At 51.0% G+C, this 15,465-nt stretch carries 19 protein-coding genes; 5 read left to right on the top strand and 14 right to left on the bottom strand.

Annotated features, from left to right (window positions below; all coding sequences use genetic code 11):
- Positions 1–45 precede the first annotated feature (45 nt).
- From C1A11_RS09460 to sdaAB, 3 genes are all read right to left on the bottom strand, one after another.
- A complete protein-coding gene (locus C1A11_RS09460) occupies positions 46–726 on the bottom strand; it encodes a YczE/YyaS/YitT family protein (protein ID WP_102050230.1) in 681 nt (226 codons plus the stop codon).
- 117 nt (positions 727–843) lie between these two features.
- Positions 844–1,731 (bottom strand): L-serine ammonia-lyase, iron-sulfur-dependent, subunit alpha, encoded by an 888-nt coding sequence (gene sdaAA / locus C1A11_RS09455; protein ID WP_102050229.1) that lies wholly within the window; start codon positions 1,729–1,731, stop codon positions 844–846.
- Between the two features lie 9 nt (positions 1,732–1,740).
- Positions 1,741–2,403 carry an L-serine ammonia-lyase, iron-sulfur-dependent subunit beta gene (gene sdaAB / locus C1A11_RS09450; protein WP_102051054.1) on the bottom strand — a complete coding sequence of 221 codons (663 nt, stop codon included), beginning with the start codon at positions 2,401–2,403 and terminating at the stop codon, positions 1,741–1,743.
- Between the two features lie 171 nt (positions 2,404–2,574).
- Here sdaAB and C1A11_RS09445 point away from each other — a divergent pair, with 171 nt between their 5' ends.
- Complete coding sequence (locus C1A11_RS09445) at positions 2,575–3,306, top strand: acyl-[acyl-carrier-protein] thioesterase (RefSeq protein WP_180950310.1); 732 nt, start codon at positions 2,575–2,577, stop codon at positions 3,304–3,306.
- A gap of 20 nt (positions 3,307–3,326) precedes the next feature.
- Positions 3,327–3,890, top strand: a complete 564-nt coding sequence (locus C1A11_RS09440; protein WP_102050227.1) for a glycerol-3-phosphate responsive antiterminator — start codon at positions 3,327–3,329, stop codon at positions 3,888–3,890.
- A 62-nt stretch (positions 3,891–3,952) separates the two neighbouring features.
- Here C1A11_RS09440 and C1A11_RS09435 read toward each other — a convergent pair whose 3' ends face one another.
- Positions 3,953–4,813 carry a LysR family transcriptional regulator gene (locus tag C1A11_RS09435; RefSeq protein WP_102050226.1) on the bottom strand — a complete coding sequence of 287 codons (861 nt, stop codon included), beginning with the start codon at positions 4,811–4,813 and terminating at the stop codon, positions 3,953–3,955.
- A gap of 209 nt (positions 4,814–5,022) precedes the next feature.
- Here C1A11_RS09435 and C1A11_RS09430 point away from each other — a divergent pair, with 209 nt between their 5' ends.
- The 3 genes from C1A11_RS09430 to C1A11_RS09420 are packed head-to-tail and all read left to right on the top strand — an operon-like array spanning position 5,023 to position 7,730.
- On the top strand, positions 5,023–6,003 hold the full coding sequence (locus C1A11_RS09430; protein ID WP_102050225.1) for an ABC transporter substrate-binding protein: 981 nt from the start codon (positions 5,023–5,025) through the stop codon (positions 6,001–6,003).
- Positions 5,966–6,985: a FecCD family ABC transporter permease gene (locus C1A11_RS09425; protein WP_180950309.1), complete on the top strand. Its 1,020-nt coding sequence runs from the start codon at positions 5,966–5,968 to the stop codon at positions 6,983–6,985. The genes C1A11_RS09430 and C1A11_RS09425 overlap by 38 nt, the downstream gene beginning before the upstream one ends.
- Positions 6,978–7,730, top strand: coding sequence for an ABC transporter ATP-binding protein (locus C1A11_RS09420; RefSeq protein ID WP_102050223.1), 753 nt, complete (start codon positions 6,978–6,980; stop codon positions 7,728–7,730). The genes C1A11_RS09425 and C1A11_RS09420 overlap by 8 nt, the downstream gene beginning before the upstream one ends.
- A gap of 106 nt (positions 7,731–7,836) precedes the next feature.
- On the opposite strand, the gene C1A11_RS09415 is transcribed toward C1A11_RS09420, so the two are convergent.
- The 10 genes from C1A11_RS09415 to C1A11_RS09370 all read right to left on the bottom strand — a co-directional run bounded on the left by C1A11_RS09415 (position 7,837) and on the right by C1A11_RS09370 (position 15,449).
- Positions 7,837–8,532, bottom strand: coding sequence for a lysoplasmalogenase family protein (locus tag C1A11_RS09415; RefSeq protein ID WP_102050222.1), 696 nt, complete (start codon positions 8,530–8,532; stop codon positions 7,837–7,839).
- A 152-nt stretch (positions 8,533–8,684) separates the two neighbouring features.
- On the bottom strand, positions 8,685–9,569 hold the full coding sequence (locus C1A11_RS09410) for a hypothetical protein (RefSeq protein ID WP_102050221.1): 885 nt from the start codon (positions 9,567–9,569) through the stop codon (positions 8,685–8,687).
- A 24-nt stretch (positions 9,570–9,593) separates the two neighbouring features.
- Positions 9,594–10,370, bottom strand: coding sequence for an exodeoxyribonuclease III (locus tag C1A11_RS09405; RefSeq protein ID WP_102050220.1), 777 nt, complete (start codon positions 10,368–10,370; stop codon positions 9,594–9,596).
- A 105-nt stretch (positions 10,371–10,475) separates the two neighbouring features.
- Positions 10,476–11,195, bottom strand: a complete 720-nt coding sequence (locus C1A11_RS09400; protein WP_102050219.1) for a hypothetical protein — start codon at positions 11,193–11,195, stop codon at positions 10,476–10,478.
- A 99-nt stretch (positions 11,196–11,294) separates the two neighbouring features.
- The gene (locus tag C1A11_RS09395) at positions 11,295–11,984 is read right to left on the bottom strand and encodes a hypothetical protein (protein WP_102050218.1); all 690 of its coding nucleotides are present in this window, start codon (positions 11,982–11,984) and stop codon (positions 11,295–11,297) included.
- 64 nt (positions 11,985–12,048) lie between these two features.
- Entirely contained in the window at positions 12,049–12,963 is a 915-nt protein-coding gene (locus C1A11_RS09390) for an ABC transporter ATP-binding protein (RefSeq protein WP_102050217.1), read from the bottom strand.
- Between the two features lie 13 nt (positions 12,964–12,976).
- The gene (locus C1A11_RS09385) at positions 12,977–13,348 is read right to left on the bottom strand and encodes a GntR family transcriptional regulator (protein ID WP_423242025.1); all 372 of its coding nucleotides are present in this window, start codon (positions 13,346–13,348) and stop codon (positions 12,977–12,979) included.
- A gap of 173 nt (positions 13,349–13,521) precedes the next feature.
- A complete protein-coding gene (locus C1A11_RS09380) occupies positions 13,522–14,202 on the bottom strand; it encodes a LiaF transmembrane domain-containing protein (RefSeq protein WP_102050215.1) in 681 nt (226 codons plus the stop codon).
- Between the two features lie 45 nt (positions 14,203–14,247).
- Complete coding sequence (locus C1A11_RS09375) at positions 14,248–14,436, bottom strand: PspC domain-containing protein (protein ID WP_102050214.1); 189 nt, start codon at positions 14,434–14,436, stop codon at positions 14,248–14,250.
- Positions 14,437–14,513: 77 nt separating this feature from the next.
- Positions 14,514–15,449: a DUF4097 family beta strand repeat-containing protein gene (locus C1A11_RS09370; RefSeq protein ID WP_102050213.1), complete on the bottom strand. Its 936-nt coding sequence runs from the start codon at positions 15,447–15,449 to the stop codon at positions 14,514–14,516.
- Positions 15,450–15,465: the final 16 nt, after the last annotated feature.

The raw sequence follows: 15,465 nt of genomic DNA, 5'->3' as shown, positions 1-15,465 counted from the left end.
TTAGTTTATTTTTCGCTATGGGGCGTATTTCACACCATAAGTACCTTAATTATTTTCAGAGTTTACCGTTTGCTTTGCGGCAAATTCAGCCTTCCAGCGGCGCAGTGTTTCTAAAGCATTTTCATGGTGCACCTGTTTAGGATCAAAACGCAGTACGCTAAATACCGCTTGCATAATAAGGCCGATGCCGAACATATAAACCACGGTACCAAGCCCAACTTTTGCGCCCATCAGCCAACCGGCAAACAGTGCCAGGCCTTCAATACCCCCACGCAGCAGCCCAACGGGTGCTTGGGGAAAGCGCTTGCAGGCTGCAACCATTAAAGAGTCGCGCGGGCCGGAGCCCATACCGGTACGCATATAGAAAAAGACGCCTACACTCATCAGCAGCTGGCTTATAACAAGCAGCAAAAGACCTGTGCCAAAGTTTTCTGCTTGCGGCACCAACTCAAAAGCAGCACAAAGGTCCACAAACTTGCCTACCAGTACTGTATTCAGAATTGTGCCAAGGCCAATTTTTTCTCCCAGCAGAACATCCAGCACAAGAATAATCAGACCAATTAGTACCGACATATTGCCATAGCTCTGCCCGGTTAAAATTGCGGTGCCCATGTTCAGTGCATCCCACGGTGCAAGGCCGATGTTTGCCTGAATGACGCAGTAGCTTGCGAGGCCGCAGAGCGCAAGCCCTCCCAGTAAGGACAACGCTTTTTTGAATGGTTTCACAGGTGATTTCCTCTTTTCTAATTGATTCTCACGCCTGTTGGTTTGCCGGGTGGCGTGCAGCTATTTAAGCGAAGCCGTACCCCCGTTAGCTTTTACGCTAAGTACTACGGCATCGCTTTAAGTTGTTTCGTCCGTTGCAAACAGTTTTTTCGCAATTGCGCGGGCGGTCGGCTCTGCGGCCATGCCCCCCAGTGCGGTTTCACGCAACTCCATCGGCAGTTTGCGTCCTACGCGATACATGGCGTTTATCACTTCGTCAGGCGGGATGCCCGGCATTTGCCCCGCAAGGGCAAGGTCTGCACTAATCAGCGCATTTACCGCGCCCGAAGCGTTGCGAAAACTGCACGGCAGCTGTACCAGTCCTGCCACCGGGTCGCATACAAGCCCCATTACATGAATGAGTGCAATTGCCGCAGCATCACCTACTTGCTCCGGGGTACCGCCAAATAGCCAGGCTGCCGCCCCGGCTGCCATCGCTGCTGCCGTGCCGCATTCTGCCTGGCAACCACCTTCGGCCCCTGCAACGGTAGCATTTTTTGTAATCACCGCGCCAATGCCACCTGCTACCAGCAGGGCATCAAGCATTTTCTCTTTGCTCCAGCCACCTTGCTCTTCCAGCCCTACGAGTACAGCGGGCACTATGCCGCAGCTACCTGCTGTGGGTGCTGCACAGATACGCCCCATAGAGGCATTTACCTCGCTGCCCGAAAGTGCGAGTGCCATAATGCGGTTGAAAAAAGTACCGCTGATACCGCCGCGTTCTGCGGCATATTTCTGCTGCCGCATTGCTTGCCCTTCAATCAGCCCGCACACCATCTTTTGTGGCTCGCGCAGGGCCTTTTCGGCGCTTAGCCGCATAACGGCATAACGCGCCTCAAGCTCTGCATAAATTTCTGTTTTTGTGCGGTCAGTCAGCCGGATTTCGTTTTCATAAATCACTTGAGGCATCCGCTCCGGCCTGCCCTCGCACTGTACCATCAGCTGCGCAATCGTATCATATCCCATCTTTGCACCCTACCCTTCAATCACGCGTACTGTATGCACATTGTCCAGCGCGCATAGTCGGGCGGCTACCTCCGGCGGCACAGTCGTGTCTGTTTCAATGACACAGCCTGCCGCTTCGCCTTTTGCCGTTCGGCTGACCCGCATGACGCCGATATTGATGCCCTGCTCTGCGAGCACGCGGGAGATTGCACTGACAACACCGGGTTTGTCGTTTTGTTCCACCACAATGGTAGGCTGCTCGGCCGATATCTCGGTTTTCATGCCGTCGATGTCGGTAACCAGAATCCGCCCACCGCCCAGCGAGCAACCAACAATGCGCACCTGAGTGCCATCGGTGCAAAAAAAGGTGAACGCGACGGTGTTTTCATGTGCGTCGGGCAGCTCTATTTCAGAGAATTCCCAGTCAATGTCCTGCGCTTTGGCAAGTTTATCTGCCACACGCAGTCGCTCGTCGTCCTCATGCAAGCCGATTGCCCCCGCCAATAAGGCCTGGTGAGTGCCATGGCCAAGGCCGGTTTTTGCAAACGAGCCGGAAAGTTCAAACCGAACCCGCAGAAACGGCTTTGCAGCGATAGCAGCCGCCGTGCGTGCCAGTTTTGCAGCCCCTGCGGTGTGGGATGAAGATGGCCCGATCATGACCGGACCAAGTATTTCAAAAATGCTGATATTCACAGCCATTCCTCCGTACATTTCGCACAAGATCAATTTCATTCTACCTTATTATGAACCCCTGTGCAACCGCTATGCTACCCGTTTTTGACGGTTTTTGCTTATTTTTACTTTTGCTTTGGTATGGTTTGCGCTATAATAAAAGCAATAAGAAAAAGGACTGGTCGAAAAACAATGTCGGTATATGAAGAAAACTTTCCTGTCTTGCAGCCCGAATGCGATTTAAACGGTCGTTTTACGCTGGGCGGCATCCTGCGTGCCACGCAGCAGGCTGGCACAGACCAATGTGAAAAACTGGGCGTTGGCGGCGCGTATATGCTGAGCTACGGTGCAGCTTGGATTCTTGCAAAAGTAAGCGTAGAAGTATATGGTGAGCTGCGTGACGGAGACCGCTTGCGAATTGTCACCGAGCCATTTGCCCCGGTACATGCAGTATATCAGCGTGTCACCTCGTTTTACGGAAACGACGGCACACTGCTTGCGCAAACAGATGCGCGCTGGATTATGGCAGACATCAATACGCGCCGCATTCTGCGCCATCCGCCAGAGGGCATGACACTCCCGTTTCAGGCCGTACCGGACAAAGAACATTCTCTGAACATTCTTCGTACAGATGCTCTTGTTCCAGGTGGTGAGGCCGCCGCATCCTATTCGCAATGTGATGTAAACCGTCACTTAAATAATACTCGCTATGCGGATTTACTCTGTGACGCTTTGCCGCTGAAAGAGTGGGAAGCTGGCCGGTATGCAAAAAAGGCCGTTATCAATTTCCGCAGTGAGCTGCCGCTGGGCCGCACCATGCAGCTGGCGCGCGGCGAAATTGAAAACAACGGCCGCAAAGGCTGGTATGTTACCGGCACCGAGGGCAGTACCCGCTGCTTTGATGCAAACCTTTATTTTGAATAATACTGATAAGGAGGCTTAAGATGGACCTTAGCGAACTGTTACAGGAAACGCCGGTCATTGCCGCAGTCAAAGACGAAGACGGCCTAAAACGTGCTTTACAATGTGATATTCACATCATCTTTGTTCTCTTCGGCACCGTCTGCAATATCGATTCTATCGTGGCACAGATTAAAGCAGCCGGCAAGCTCGCTTTTGTGCATCTGGATTTGATAGAGGGGCTTGCCCCGAAAGACGTTGCGGTGGACTTTTTAAAAAAGACAGCCGCGCCGGATGGCATTATCTCCACCAAGCCGTCACTGCTGAAGCATGCACATAACTGTGGCTTTTTAACAGTGCAGCGTTTCTTTTTGCTGGATTCCATCGCCGCGGCGAACATTGAGCGCCAGCTTACCGCACACCGCCCAGACTTGGTGGAAATTTTGCCCGGGCTGATGACCCCTGCCATTGCAAAGGTTGCGGCAGAGCACCCGGGCTTGCCGGTCATCGCCGGGGGTATGATTCAAACCAAAGACGAAGTGTTTGCTGCGCTGCGTGCCGGAGCCGCAGCGGTCTCTTCCTCAAACCCCGCTGTTTGGGCGATGTAGCCCTACCTGCAACAAAATAAAAGCGGAGCCGCGCAATGCTACGGTTCCGCTTTTCTATTTGCTCAGCCCTCTTCACACAGTGTAATAAACCGTGCCAGACGCTTGCCGATATATTTATCTTTATGCCAGACCAGAGAAAATTCACGCATCAAGTTACAGCCAGTCAACCGTACTGCGGCAACGCGGCCCGCGGCTACTGCCGGTGCTGCAAGCCGTGCCGAAATGACCGAACTGCCAAACCCATGCTGCACCGCATTCAGAATCGCTTCGGTATTATTGCATTCCCATACCGTCTTTACGCTGACTGCCGCAAGTGCAAAAGCTGCTTCGCACAGCTTTCGGCTGCCGCTGCCCGCTTCACGAAAAATCATCGGCTCCCCTGCAAGTTTTGCAACCGGCAACTCTGTATTTGCCGCAAACGGGTGTTCCGGTGCACAAATCAGCACCATTTCGTCCTGCATTACCGGCCGCACCACAAGGTCCGGGCTGGTGACAGTGCCTTCGATAATGCCGATATCCAGCACGCTTTTGAGCAGTTGCTGCTCAATCATTTCAGTGTTGTTTACCAGCACTTTCGGGGTTGCGCCGGGCAGCTTCGCAAGCAGGTCGCAAAGCACGCAGGTGCCTACCGTTACGGTAGCGCCAATGCGCAGTTCCTCTCCATCAGACGCATGGTGCATTGCGCCGCTCATTTCGTCGGATAGTTTCAGCAGATGGCGGGCATAATCTGCCAAGGTGCTGCCGGCAGGGGTAAGGTACAGCTTGCGCCCCAAACGCTCAAACAGCAAGGTGCTGTATTCCCGCTCCAGCTCTGCTACCGCCCCGCTTACCGAGGGCTGGCTAATATATAGCTCTGCGGCCGCTGCGTGCATGCTGCCGCAGTCTACTACCGCTAAAAAAATCTCCAGGTTGCGCAATGTCATGGCGTTTCCTCTCTTCTTGGCAGCACCTCAGTTGTATCCCCTGCAGCAGCCGATAGCTTTGGCTGCTCTCGCAAGCGTTTTGCGGCGTTGCCATAGGTATATTATTATCATTATAACGCAAAATCCATATTATACAATATCGTTAAAACGTTGTATGATGTGGAGAGCACAGATTATGACACACATTAAGGTGTAAAAAGGAGATTCTCATGACAAAGAAAAAAGTAATTGCATTTGCTCTTGCTCTTTCGTTAACCGCCAGCATGTTTGCAGCCTGTGGGAAAGCCGCGCCTTCTTCTTCGGCTTCTTCTGCTGCGCAGCAAAGTAGCTCGCAAGCCGCAGGCAGCTGGTCTTATACCGATGCGCTGGGCCGCCAAGTTAAGATTGACACCATGCCACAGCGTGTGGTTTCGCTGTACGGCAGCTTTGCTGAATGCTGGATGCTTGCAGGCGGCAAAGTAATCGGCGCCACCGATGATGCCGTTAAAGAGCGCGACCTTGATCTCGATGATGATGTGACCATCGTTGGCACCGTTAAGGAGCCGAACCTTGAGCAAATCATTGCACTCACCCCAGATTTAGTTATCCTCTCTGCCGATATAGCCCCGCAGGTGCAGCTTGACACCGCGCTTACCGAAGCAAAGATTCCCCATATTTACCTGCGCATGGATGACTACCATGCTTACCTTGAAGTGCTGCGCGGATTTTGCGATTTGACCGACCGTGACGACCTGTATGCAGAAAACGGCATCGAGATGGAAGAGGAAATCAACGAAGCCATGGAGCGCGCCAAAGCACAGACAGAGCACCCCTCCGTGCTGTTGCTGCGTGCTTTTTCCAGCGGTGTCAAGGCCAAGGCAGAAGACAATCTGGCTGGCATTATTCTGAAAGATTTGGGTGCTGATAATATTGCTTCCCGTCACGAAAGTCTGCTGGAAGATCTTTCGATGGAAACCATCATCGCAGAAGATCCCGACTTTATCTTTGTTACAATTATGGGCACCGATGATGAAGCCGCAATGAAATCCATTGCAGATACTCTCGGCTCGAACCCGGCTTGGAAAGACCTTTCTGCGGTAAAGAACAACCGTTTCATCGTATTGCCGAAAGAGCTGTTCCATTATAAACCCAACGAAAAGTGGGGAGATAGCTATGAATACCTTGTCGATATCCTCTACCCCAACGAGTAAGCAGATTGCTTTTCGGCTTTTGGTTTGTTGCTTAATGCTCATCGCGGCGGTGGCTGGTTCGGTATCTTTGGGGGCAACCAGGCTGGACCTTTTCACCGCGCTGCGTGAGGCAGTTTCCGGTACACCCAGTGCAGCTGCGCGCATCTTACTGCATGTAAGACTACCGCGCACCTGCGCTGCGCTGCTTTGCGGTTCTGCACTTAGTGTCAGCGGTGTTTTGTTGCAGGGCGTATTAAACAATGCGCTTGCTGGCCCTAATATCATTGGTGTGAATGCAGGCGCAGGGTTCGCCGTGTTGCTGGTCAGCATCTTTTTGCCCGCCGCGGCATTCGTGCCTGCGGCAGCTTTTTTAGGAGCCCTGCTTGCTGCACTGCTGGTTTATGGAATTGCAGTAAAAACGGGTGCCGGGCGCATTACGCTGGTGCTGGCTGGCGTTGCCATCAGCGGTATATTAACCGCAGGCAGCAACACGCTGGAACTGCTTTTCCCAGAGCTTGTGCTGGGTGCAAGTAACTTTTTTCTCGGCGGTTTCGCGGGGGTTACGTTGCAGGCGCTTAAGGCCCCTGCGCTTTATATTTTCGTGGGACTTGCCGCGGCCTTCTGTTTTGCAGGTGGGCTAAACCTGCTTACCCTGGGGGAAGAAACCGCGCAAAGCCTTGGGCTGCGAGTAAGCCTTACCCGCTTTTTGCTGGTGGCGATTGCCAGCCTGCTTGCTGGTGCTGCGGTCAGCTTTGCCGGACTTGTGGGCTTTGTGGGATTAATCGTCCCCCATGCCGCACGTGCGCTGTTTGGGCACGACCACCGTATACTGTTGCCGGGCGCTGCCATTGGTGGTGCGCTGTTGGTGACCGTATGTGATTTGCTGGCACGAGTGCTGTTTGCCCCATTTGAAGTCCCAGTAGGGATTTTGCTCTCCTTTTTGGGCGGGCCGTTTTTCCTTATGTTACTGCTGCGCAAAAAAAGGAGCCGTCTTTATGCTTGAACTTCGTGATCTTCGCTGTGGATACCGCGGCGCTCCAATTTTGCAAAACGTTTCCCTCGAATTCCCCGAAGGCAGCATTACCACACTGGTGGGCATCAACGGCTGCGGCAAAAGCACGCTGCTAAAAACTGCCGCTGGGCTGTTGCCGCCGGTAAGCGGCGAGCTACTGCTCGACGGCAGACCGATTTCTTCTTTCGCCCCGCGCGAGTTTGCACGCCGGGTTGCAGTTCTGCCCCAATCTCGCGAGGTGCCCGCCATCACGGTGGAGGCTTTGGTGGCACACGGGCGCTTTCCCTGGCTGGGGCTGATGCGCAAACCGGGCGAAAAAGACCGCGCGCTTTGTGAGGCTGCTCTCGAAGCTGCCGACATTGCCGCACTACGACACCGAGAGCTGCGTACGCTGTCTGGCGGCGAGCGGCAAAAAGCGTATCTTGCAATGACCATTGCGCAAGATACCGATTACATTTTTTTAGACGAGCCTACCACCTATCTTGATATTGCCAGGCAGTTTGAATTTTTAGAACTGGTGCAAACTTTGCATGCACGCGGCAAAACCATCGTTATGGTGCTGCACGACCTTGCACAGGCACTGCAATATAGTGAGCGGGTGGCGGTATTCTCAAACGGTGCGCTGATTGACTGCGCTGCACCCGAGCAAATTGCCGCAAGCGGCGTGCTGGAACAGGCTTTTTCTGTAAAACTTACCTGTTGCGAAGGGCATTACCTGTTCTCTCCGTTAAAATAAAAAAGCTGCTGTGATGCATTTCACAGCAGCTTTTTTCGTAAACACTCGCTTTTGCACTTCGCCCAAATTGAGTTGGCAAAAACTCGCATCGCTATTTTTTGCACTTTTAATAGAACAGCGAAAGCGCAATCAGCAATACCCCGATGTAATAGGTAGAAAGATTAAAGAATCTCAAAATATGACGTTTGCGGTCGTTGAGGGCGGTGCCAAAATACATGAACACCAAAATAATATCTGACACAATAAAAAGCACACTGCCTATGGCAAGCAGCAGATGGCGCTGGTCGTAAAAGCCGTCCCATACTGTCAGCCCAACCGCTTTGGTGACCATGAGACCGACCAAAAAGCTGTAGCAAAGTGCAGGCACTCTCATTTTGCGCAGTCGCAACACTTTGCACTTTTCGAGAAAGAAGGTAATCGTTACGCAAAGCAGCGGGGGCAGTAAGTCCAGCAAATAGAACTGCGACTCAGTATAATACAGTGCGCAGAATACCAAGTGTGCAAGGCCAAACGCCATTACGCCAAGTTTAAAAATGGAACCTTGCGAGCCGCCGCGGATGTTGGCAAAACCGAGTAAAATATCCCCTGCCGCACACAGCACCAAGGCCACCATACAAATGGTAAAAGCCGTGACCGAAACATTGCTTTGCCCGGTGAGCCATGCAAAGGGAGCCATCACCAAAAAGCCCGCGCTGGCACATGTCTTTGAGATAGGATAGTATTTGAAAAAGCGGCGGCTACCACCTACAAAGAGCAGCTGTCCAAGCAGCACCAGATAAACCAAAACCAAAATTTGCAGCAAACGTAAGCCTTCTTTCTCCGTGGCAGTGCTGTGCAAATTCACGCACTACACAGAAGTTTTATTATGCAGGCAACGCCCTTGCCCACTGTGAACAAATAAATAAGTGCGTTATCACCCAGCACTTTTGTCGGTTATATATTTAGCACGCTGCGCTAAAACATGGTATGGATGCCAAACTCGAAATTCATCATCAAAAAGCCACAGCCAAAGCTGAGCAAATTGGCCACAAACGCATACAACACCGGCTTGCCTGGCCCGGCCGGGCGCACCAGCACCTTGTGATAATAAGCGGCCTCTACTGCAAAAATAATAAGTTCGAGCAGCGGCAAAAGCAGATATGCTTCAATCAAGCCGGTTTGGTGAAGCACCGTGCCAAGTGCCACCGTAAGCAAAACCTGGGTGGCAATGTTCGCTGCCAAAAACGGCCGTAAATTGCGCCGCAGCGGATAGCGAAATAAAATCAGCACTACGCCTTCTAAAAGAAGCGTCGGTAGTAGTGTTGTCAAAAATTGGATAAAATAAGCCATCAACTGGTTCTTCTGCCCTACTTCGGCCTCGCCAAATGTTGTTTGCTGCGCCTTTTCATAATCGAAGGTTACTTTTTCTTGAAACGCTTCCTTCTGCATCGGCACCGAAAGTGTCATTTTACCACTTTCGGTTACGATGAAAATGCGGTATTGCTCTGGTACTCCAAAATATGAAAAGCGGTGCATCATCGTTCCGTTTTTGACTGGTTCGCCAGTCAGCTTACCATGTAGCGGAATGCCGTTGCCATAAGAAAGTGCCGGGTACCATCCATTTGACATTTGGCTTTTCAGCAGTTCCAGCATCTCTTTATCAAGATCCCCTCGCGCTTCATACAGGTTATCATAGGGTGCATCTCGCTGCACCAGCAAATCAAGGTAGTACGGCTCTTGCGGTGGATGCTGCACGGTAATGGTCAGCGCGGGCTTCGGGCCGGTATCGGCCAGTGCCGGAATGCCGAGCAGGCACATGACCCACAAAAGAGTTATCGTGGTGAGCAAGCGTTTTTTCATCTCGCACTCCTCCTTTTCTATTGCCTAAACTGTAGCGAGCGCCGCAGCCTCCTGTAATTCCAGCCCTACCGGGCAGTGGTCGCTCCCCTGCACCTGCGGCAGAATCAAAGCATCTGTCACAAGCGGCAGCAGCCGACGGCTGACGATAAAATAGTCGATACGCCATCCTGCGTTATTTTCACGCGCATGGTACATATAGCTCCACCAGCTGTAAGCGCCTGTCTGCTCTGGGTAGAGTGCACGGTAGGTATCCACAAATCCGGCATCGAGAAGCTCGCTCATTTTACCGCGTTCTTCATCAGAAAAACCTGCATTGCCACGGTTGCTTTTCGGATTTTTAAGATCAATTTCCTGATGCGCTACATTCAAATCTCCGGTATAAATCACTGGCTTTGTGATGTCAAGCGCCATCAGATAATCGCGCAGGGCATCCTCCCAGCTCATGCGAAAGCCCAGCCGTGCCAGCCCGCGCTGTGCGTTAGGTGTATAGCAGTTCACTAAGTAAAAATCTTCAAACTCAAGGGTAATCAGTCTGCCCTCGTGGTCAAACTCCTCTAAGCCGATGCCGTATGTAACCGAAATAGGGGCAATGCGCGTAAACACCGCAGTGCCTGAGTAACCTTTTTTCTCGGCACTATTCCAATATTGGGTGTAACCCGGCAGCTCTATTTCTGCCTGGCCCGGCTGCATCTTGGTTTCTTGCAGACAAAAAATATCGGCATTCAGCTCCTGAAAGATGTCGATGAACCCTTTATTGAGCACAGCACGCAGGCCGTTTACATTCCATGAAATCAATCTCATTGTTTTGTTCCTTTCCCACCTGCTCTATGTATGCAACAGGTACTTTCTTGAGTATAACAAAAAGAGCGCTGTTTTTCCACTAAAACGGCGCTCTTTTCTCTTGATTCAGTTTGTAACGGCTGTTTTGCGGACCAGCAGAAAATTGCTAATCAAACAGACTACCAAGCCTACTCCGCCCAAAACTTTCCAAGTAGAAAGCGGAATGCTGGTGAAAAACTCTACCACACGAATCGCAATCATGCCAAGAATCGTGGCATTACCACTTTCCGCGGCAGCCTCGCTTGCACGGGGCAACACCAGAAAAGTAAACATCCAAATGGCCCAGAGAATCCAGAAAGCGGTTTTGCCATAACGGGCCAGCAGCGCGCCGAGGAAAGATGCCACCACGACACCAGCCACCACGACCAGCAGCAGGACTTTCCAACCAAAGAATACGGAAAAATCCACATCAAGCTTCAGATGTGAGAAGAAAGTTCTCAGCATAAGCCGGTCCAGCTGAAACAGGAGAAGCATCAGCGCACACTGTGCCACAGTATAAACCAGGCTAACCACGTAATGGGCCGCGAGGTAACCTTTGCGGGTACGGCTCATTGTAATGCCATTGTTTAAGCCAATGCTCATCTGGGCACCTACGCCAAAGAACCAGAATCCCAGACCGAGAACAGCGAAAAGTGAAGCGAGCGTTGCAGTAGTATCTGCTACGCCGGTAGCTACCAGCACCGAAACGATGATGAAACCAACGACGAACATACCCAGCATAATCAGCGCAAACTGCCACAGATTATCCCACTGCAGTTTAAATTGTTGTTTGATAGAAAGCAACATTGTTTTATGACCCTTCCTTTCGGGAAAGTGCCTTGAGGGCGAAGTGCCCGCCCCAAAGCCACACGAGTAAAATCAGTGATAATCGCCGTAGCAGACGGCTTAAACTTCAATTTTGCGATAAATGCGCCAGCAAAGCAGTGTAGACAGCGCACTGAGCAGCAGCAACAATCCACAAGCAGCAAACAGCAAACCATTACCGCTTGACCAGTGAATCAGGTGTTGTGCAATGTCAGCAAGCGTACCTGTACCGGACATAGCAACGGTGCCACCTACAACACCGCCCATAATCATACAGATAATAACGTAGGCAATCATACCCCATTTGCCAAAGCGTTTTGCCATAATGCCGACAACTTCCATCATACTGCAAAAGAAGATAGTCGCACAAAAAACCAGCAAAATAATCGAGCCGGTAAACGGCAGTTTTTCTTCGGAAGAAAGCGCGCCGATAAATCCGTTTGCAATAAGTCCCATAACAATAATGCCAAGCGCATAGCCCAGTTTAGAAAGCTGGCAAACAGCAAAACTGGCTTTACGGGTCGTGCCCATCGCTAACATATACGGCATGTAACTGGTGTGCATTGCCAAAAAGCAGCCTGCGCTCCAAATAAACGCTGCGAACACCAAAAACAGCACGCTGTTTACTGCAAGGTTGGCAGCAAGGTAAGAAAGCGGCGTGGTAAGTGCCTGCCATACCAGCATTGCCGCAGCGGTAAGCAGGGTGTACAGCAGCATTTCGCCCATTATACGCCCCTGATATTTCAGGTTGCGAATCATCCCTTGGTTCATGAAAACCTCTCCCTTTCTCGGTGCCATCCCCACCCAATTTCGTGGGTTGGCGTCCAGTGTTGCATTAGGCGAACTGCGCCTCTTGTTTTTCTTCACCGCACAGTGCCACAAACACTTTTTGCAGGTTCATAGGCTCTACGTCCAGGTCGTACTTTTCGGTGTGTTTGCGTATAGAATCGCCCGGTTTGGTGCGCACACAAATTGCTTTGGAACGGCCGATTTTTTCAGCGCGGTAGCATTCGAGGCCAGCCGTGGCAGCATCCACATCCTCGGCCTTGCCCGAAACATGCGCAAAGGAAGCAACTAGCTCTTCGGTGTTCTCTTTCATCAGCAGGCGGCCGTCTTTGATGATGATAACCTCTTCAAACACGTTGGCAGCCTCTTCGATAATGTGGGTGGAAACGATGAAGGTACGCCCTGTTTCGGTATAGTTTTCGAGCAGCAGGTCGTAAAAACGCTCGCGCATTACGACGTCCAAGCCCGCTACCGGCTCGTCGAGAATCGTGAAATCAGCGCCTGAAGCAAGTGCTACAACAATCGTAACCATCGACATCATGCCTTTGCTGAGCTTGGCGATTCGCTTTTTCTTATCCAGGCCAAATTCTTTGACCATGCGCTCTGCGTAAGCATTGTCCCAATTGGGGTAGTAGGTAGCAGCCATACGCAGGTACTCTTTTACTTTAAAGCTGTTCTGGCCCAGCGAAGTCATGGGGTTCAGCTCACGCGAGAAGCAGATATGATCCAGTGCTTCCTGGTTTTCCCACACCTTTGCACCATCAAAAACAACGCTGCCGCTGGTAGCGGGGTTCTGTGCTGTTAAAATAGAAAGCAGGGTGGTTTTGCCTGCGCCGTTGCGGCCGATGAGGCCATAAATTTTACCCTTTTCCAGTGTGAGGTCAACACCGTGCAGGACCTCGGTTTTACCATAAGTTTTGGTGATGCCGGTGCAGGAAAGGGTTTGTGTTGTCACGTTATTCATTCCGCTCTTCTCCTTACAATGCTTTGTGGATCATATCGATCAGTTCTTGTTCGCTGATGGCAAGGCTTTTCGCCTCTGCGACCAAACGCGTAACAAATGCTTCATAAAATTCTGATTTGCGCTGCGCGACGATTTGCATTTTCGCCCCTGTTTGTACAAACATACCGATACCTCTCTTTTTATAAAGAATACCTTTGTCTACCAGCAGATTTACGCCCTTTGCTGCAGTGGCCGGGTTAATACCATAAAGCTTTGCCAGCTCGTTGGTGCTGGGCACCCGCTCCTCTTCCAGCAAAATGTCGCGCAGGATATCGTCCTCTATCGTTTCACTTATCTGTAGATAGATGGATTTTTCCTCAGTCAAATTTAAGTTCAAACATCTCACCTCGCTGTTGCCCGTATTGGTTGTGTGGTTAATTACTTGTGTAACTAACTATATCACATATTTTTTTATTGTCAACAGGTTTTGCAATTTTTTATATTGCGCTGCCTTATTTTTTTGCGCGCAAAAAAACTCCCCCAAAGCCTAAGCCCTGGAGGAGCCAAAAGAAAACCGACTTATTTAATGTCTACGCCGCCAAAAATGCAGGTGCTGTTGACATATACGGTAGGTGCATTGGGTGCTGCATTGGCAGCTTTGTTATCCACCCCGCCAAATACCGGCACACCGGCAACCTTAACCTGTACGTTCTGCGGTACATAGATGTCAATGCCCGCAAAAATGCAGGTGCTGTTAATGACGACATCTTCTGTAATAATTGCATTGCGCAGATCGAGCGTAACGCCGCCGAACACAGCGGAAAGGCTTGCGCCAGTGAATTGCTCTGCCGGCCAGCGCACATCGTTGCCTGAGAAAATAGCGTTATACCCCGGCACACCGCCCACAGGCACGCTTGCAAATGCGCTTTGCGGCACCGACTGGCGCACACGGTTACCAAAAATGATGGAAAATCCAATCAACACCAGAATAACCGGGAAGAACAGCTTACCAACAATCCGTCCGTCAATAATATCCTGGGCGGAAAGCAGCAGCACACCGCCTACAATCAGCCAGATACTGTTGCCGGTATTGGGGCCGTTCTCTACCATACTGATAATGGCCGGAATAATGATGAACAGGGTCCACCAACCATCAAAGAAGATGTCAAAATCCCAGATGCCAAATGCGTTACCTGCAAAACCCAAGCCGGCAATGATGAAGGCAACGCCCCACAAAACGCTTCCAATTCTTTTTCGCATATTATATTCTCCTCACATAATTAATCACAGGGTGATTGAAAACAGTTAATAAGTTTTATCCGGCATAATGATGGCGGCAATGATATATAAAATCAGGCCAATGCTGGTAAACGCCAGTAGCACAGTGAGCAGTCGCACGATGGTAACGTCAATGCCTGCATACTCTGCAAGGCCTGCGCAAACGCCGCACAGCATTGCACGAGAGCGATCTTTTGTCAGTTTTTTCGGTTCCATTTGTCATCGTTCCTTTCTTAACAATAATTTACATTAAAACGCTTTAAGGTATCCGCTGCCGAATTTCTGCAGCGCTTTTATCCGATGCGGAATTCCACATTACCCATGCCGCAATCAATCTCATAATAATTTGCGGCGCCGGTATTTTGTACCGCCTCTGCGCCAAGGCCGCTGTATTTGTGGCCTGCAATTTCTACATTGCCCATGCCACAATCTACGCTATAGCCATAGTCCTGCGGATTTCCTTTGGTGTACACTTCCACATTGCCCATACCGCAGTCAATCGATCCTTTGCCAGTCAGCGTGCCGTCAAACAGCAGTTCGCCCATGGCACATTCCAAATCTGCGGATTCGAGGTAGCAGTCCTTCATCTCAATCTGGCCTGCACCTACGGAAACACTTGCGTATTTGGCAGTCAGCTCTTTTATCGTCATTTTACCGGCGCCCAGTTCAATTTCCAGAGATTCCGCATAGAAGTCTTTCGGCACCGTAATCGTAACGCGACCCAAAGTTTTAGCAAAATTGACAAGGTGGTCGGGGCCTTCCAATTTCCAAACGCCGTTTTCGACATAAGAATTGATTTTGCCCACATCGCCACGCTCGCTGGTAACGGCGAACCCGTCACCGTGGCGCAGAATAAACTCACCTGCGCCCAGCTCTGCGTCAATGCTGTGAATTTCGTAGGTCCCCTTTTGGAAAACGGGGACGCTGGAAACTTCATCAGCTGCGGAATTCGGCTGCGAAACAGCGGTATCGCCATTGTGCTCGGGTTCAATTACTACCACGCCGGCAGAGTTGCTTTGCGGGGTTTCGGGAACCTGCACCTCATGTTCCTGTTCCCATCTATCTTGCAGCCAGTAAGCCGGCAGCCGGATGTAATCCGTCACCTCTATTGTACCATCGGCCGTCACATATCTGCTGGCCCCTGTGTACACCGCGAGCACCGAGAACAGAACACCCAGCACCAACAAGCCAGCACACAGGCCTGCCATGACCTTATAAAAATTCTTCATAAAAAGCCTTCCCTTT

Origin of the sequence: Pygmaiobacter massiliensis, from assembly GCF_900199435.1 — a bacterium.
Lineage (GTDB): Bacteria > Bacillota > Clostridia > Oscillospirales > Ruminococcaceae > Pygmaiobacter > Pygmaiobacter massiliensis.
The sequence above is the reverse complement of the archived record's forward strand: the minus strand, read 5'-3'. Positions and strand labels throughout refer to the sequence as shown.

What these genes read in the sequence shown, in the direction of transcription:
- C1A11_RS09395 (WP_102050218.1), bottom strand. Translation starts at nt 11,984, where the DNA reads ATGAACCAAGGGATGATTCGCAACCTGAAATATCAGGGGCGTATAATG.
- C1A11_RS09370 (WP_102050213.1), bottom strand. Translation starts at nt 15,449, where the DNA reads ATGAAGAATTTTTATAAGGTCATGGCAGGCCTGTGTGCTGGCTTGTTG.
- C1A11_RS09440 (WP_102050227.1), top strand. Translation starts at nt 3,327, where the DNA reads ATGGACCTTAGCGAACTGTTACAGGAAACGCCGGTCATTGCCGCAGTC.
- sdaAA (WP_102050229.1), bottom strand. Translation starts at nt 1,731, where the DNA reads ATGGGATATGATACGATTGCGCAGCTGATGGTACAGTGCGAGGGCAGG.
- C1A11_RS09375 (WP_102050214.1), bottom strand. Translation starts at nt 14,436, where the DNA reads ATGGAACCGAAAAAACTGACAAAAGATCGCTCTCGTGCAATGCTGTGC.
- C1A11_RS09425 (WP_180950309.1), top strand. Translation starts at nt 5,966, where the DNA reads ATGAATACCTTGTCGATATCCTCTACCCCAACGAGTAAGCAGATTGCT.
- C1A11_RS09445 (WP_180950310.1), top strand. Translation starts at nt 2,575, where the DNA reads ATGTCGGTATATGAAGAAAACTTTCCTGTCTTGCAGCCCGAATGCGAT.
- C1A11_RS09435 (WP_102050226.1), bottom strand. Translation starts at nt 4,813, where the DNA reads ATGACATTGCGCAACCTGGAGATTTTTTTAGCGGTAGTAGACTGCGGC.
- C1A11_RS09420 (WP_102050223.1), top strand. Translation starts at nt 6,978, where the DNA reads ATGCTTGAACTTCGTGATCTTCGCTGTGGATACCGCGGCGCTCCAATT.
- C1A11_RS09390 (WP_102050217.1), bottom strand. Translation starts at nt 12,963, where the DNA reads ATGAATAACGTGACAACACAAACCCTTTCCTGCACCGGCATCACCAAA.
- C1A11_RS09430 (WP_102050225.1), top strand. Translation starts at nt 5,023, where the DNA reads ATGACAAAGAAAAAAGTAATTGCATTTGCTCTTGCTCTTTCGTTAACC.
- C1A11_RS09410 (WP_102050221.1), bottom strand. Translation starts at nt 9,569, where the DNA reads ATGAAAAAACGCTTGCTCACCACGATAACTCTTTTGTGGGTCATGTGC.
- C1A11_RS09400 (WP_102050219.1), bottom strand. Translation starts at nt 11,195, where the DNA reads ATGTTGCTTTCTATCAAACAACAATTTAAACTGCAGTGGGATAATCTG.
- C1A11_RS09380 (WP_102050215.1), bottom strand. Translation starts at nt 14,202, where the DNA reads ATGCGAAAAAGAATTGGAAGCGTTTTGTGGGGCGTTGCCTTCATCATT.
- C1A11_RS09405 (WP_102050220.1), bottom strand. Translation starts at nt 10,370, where the DNA reads ATGAGATTGATTTCATGGAATGTAAACGGCCTGCGTGCTGTGCTCAAT.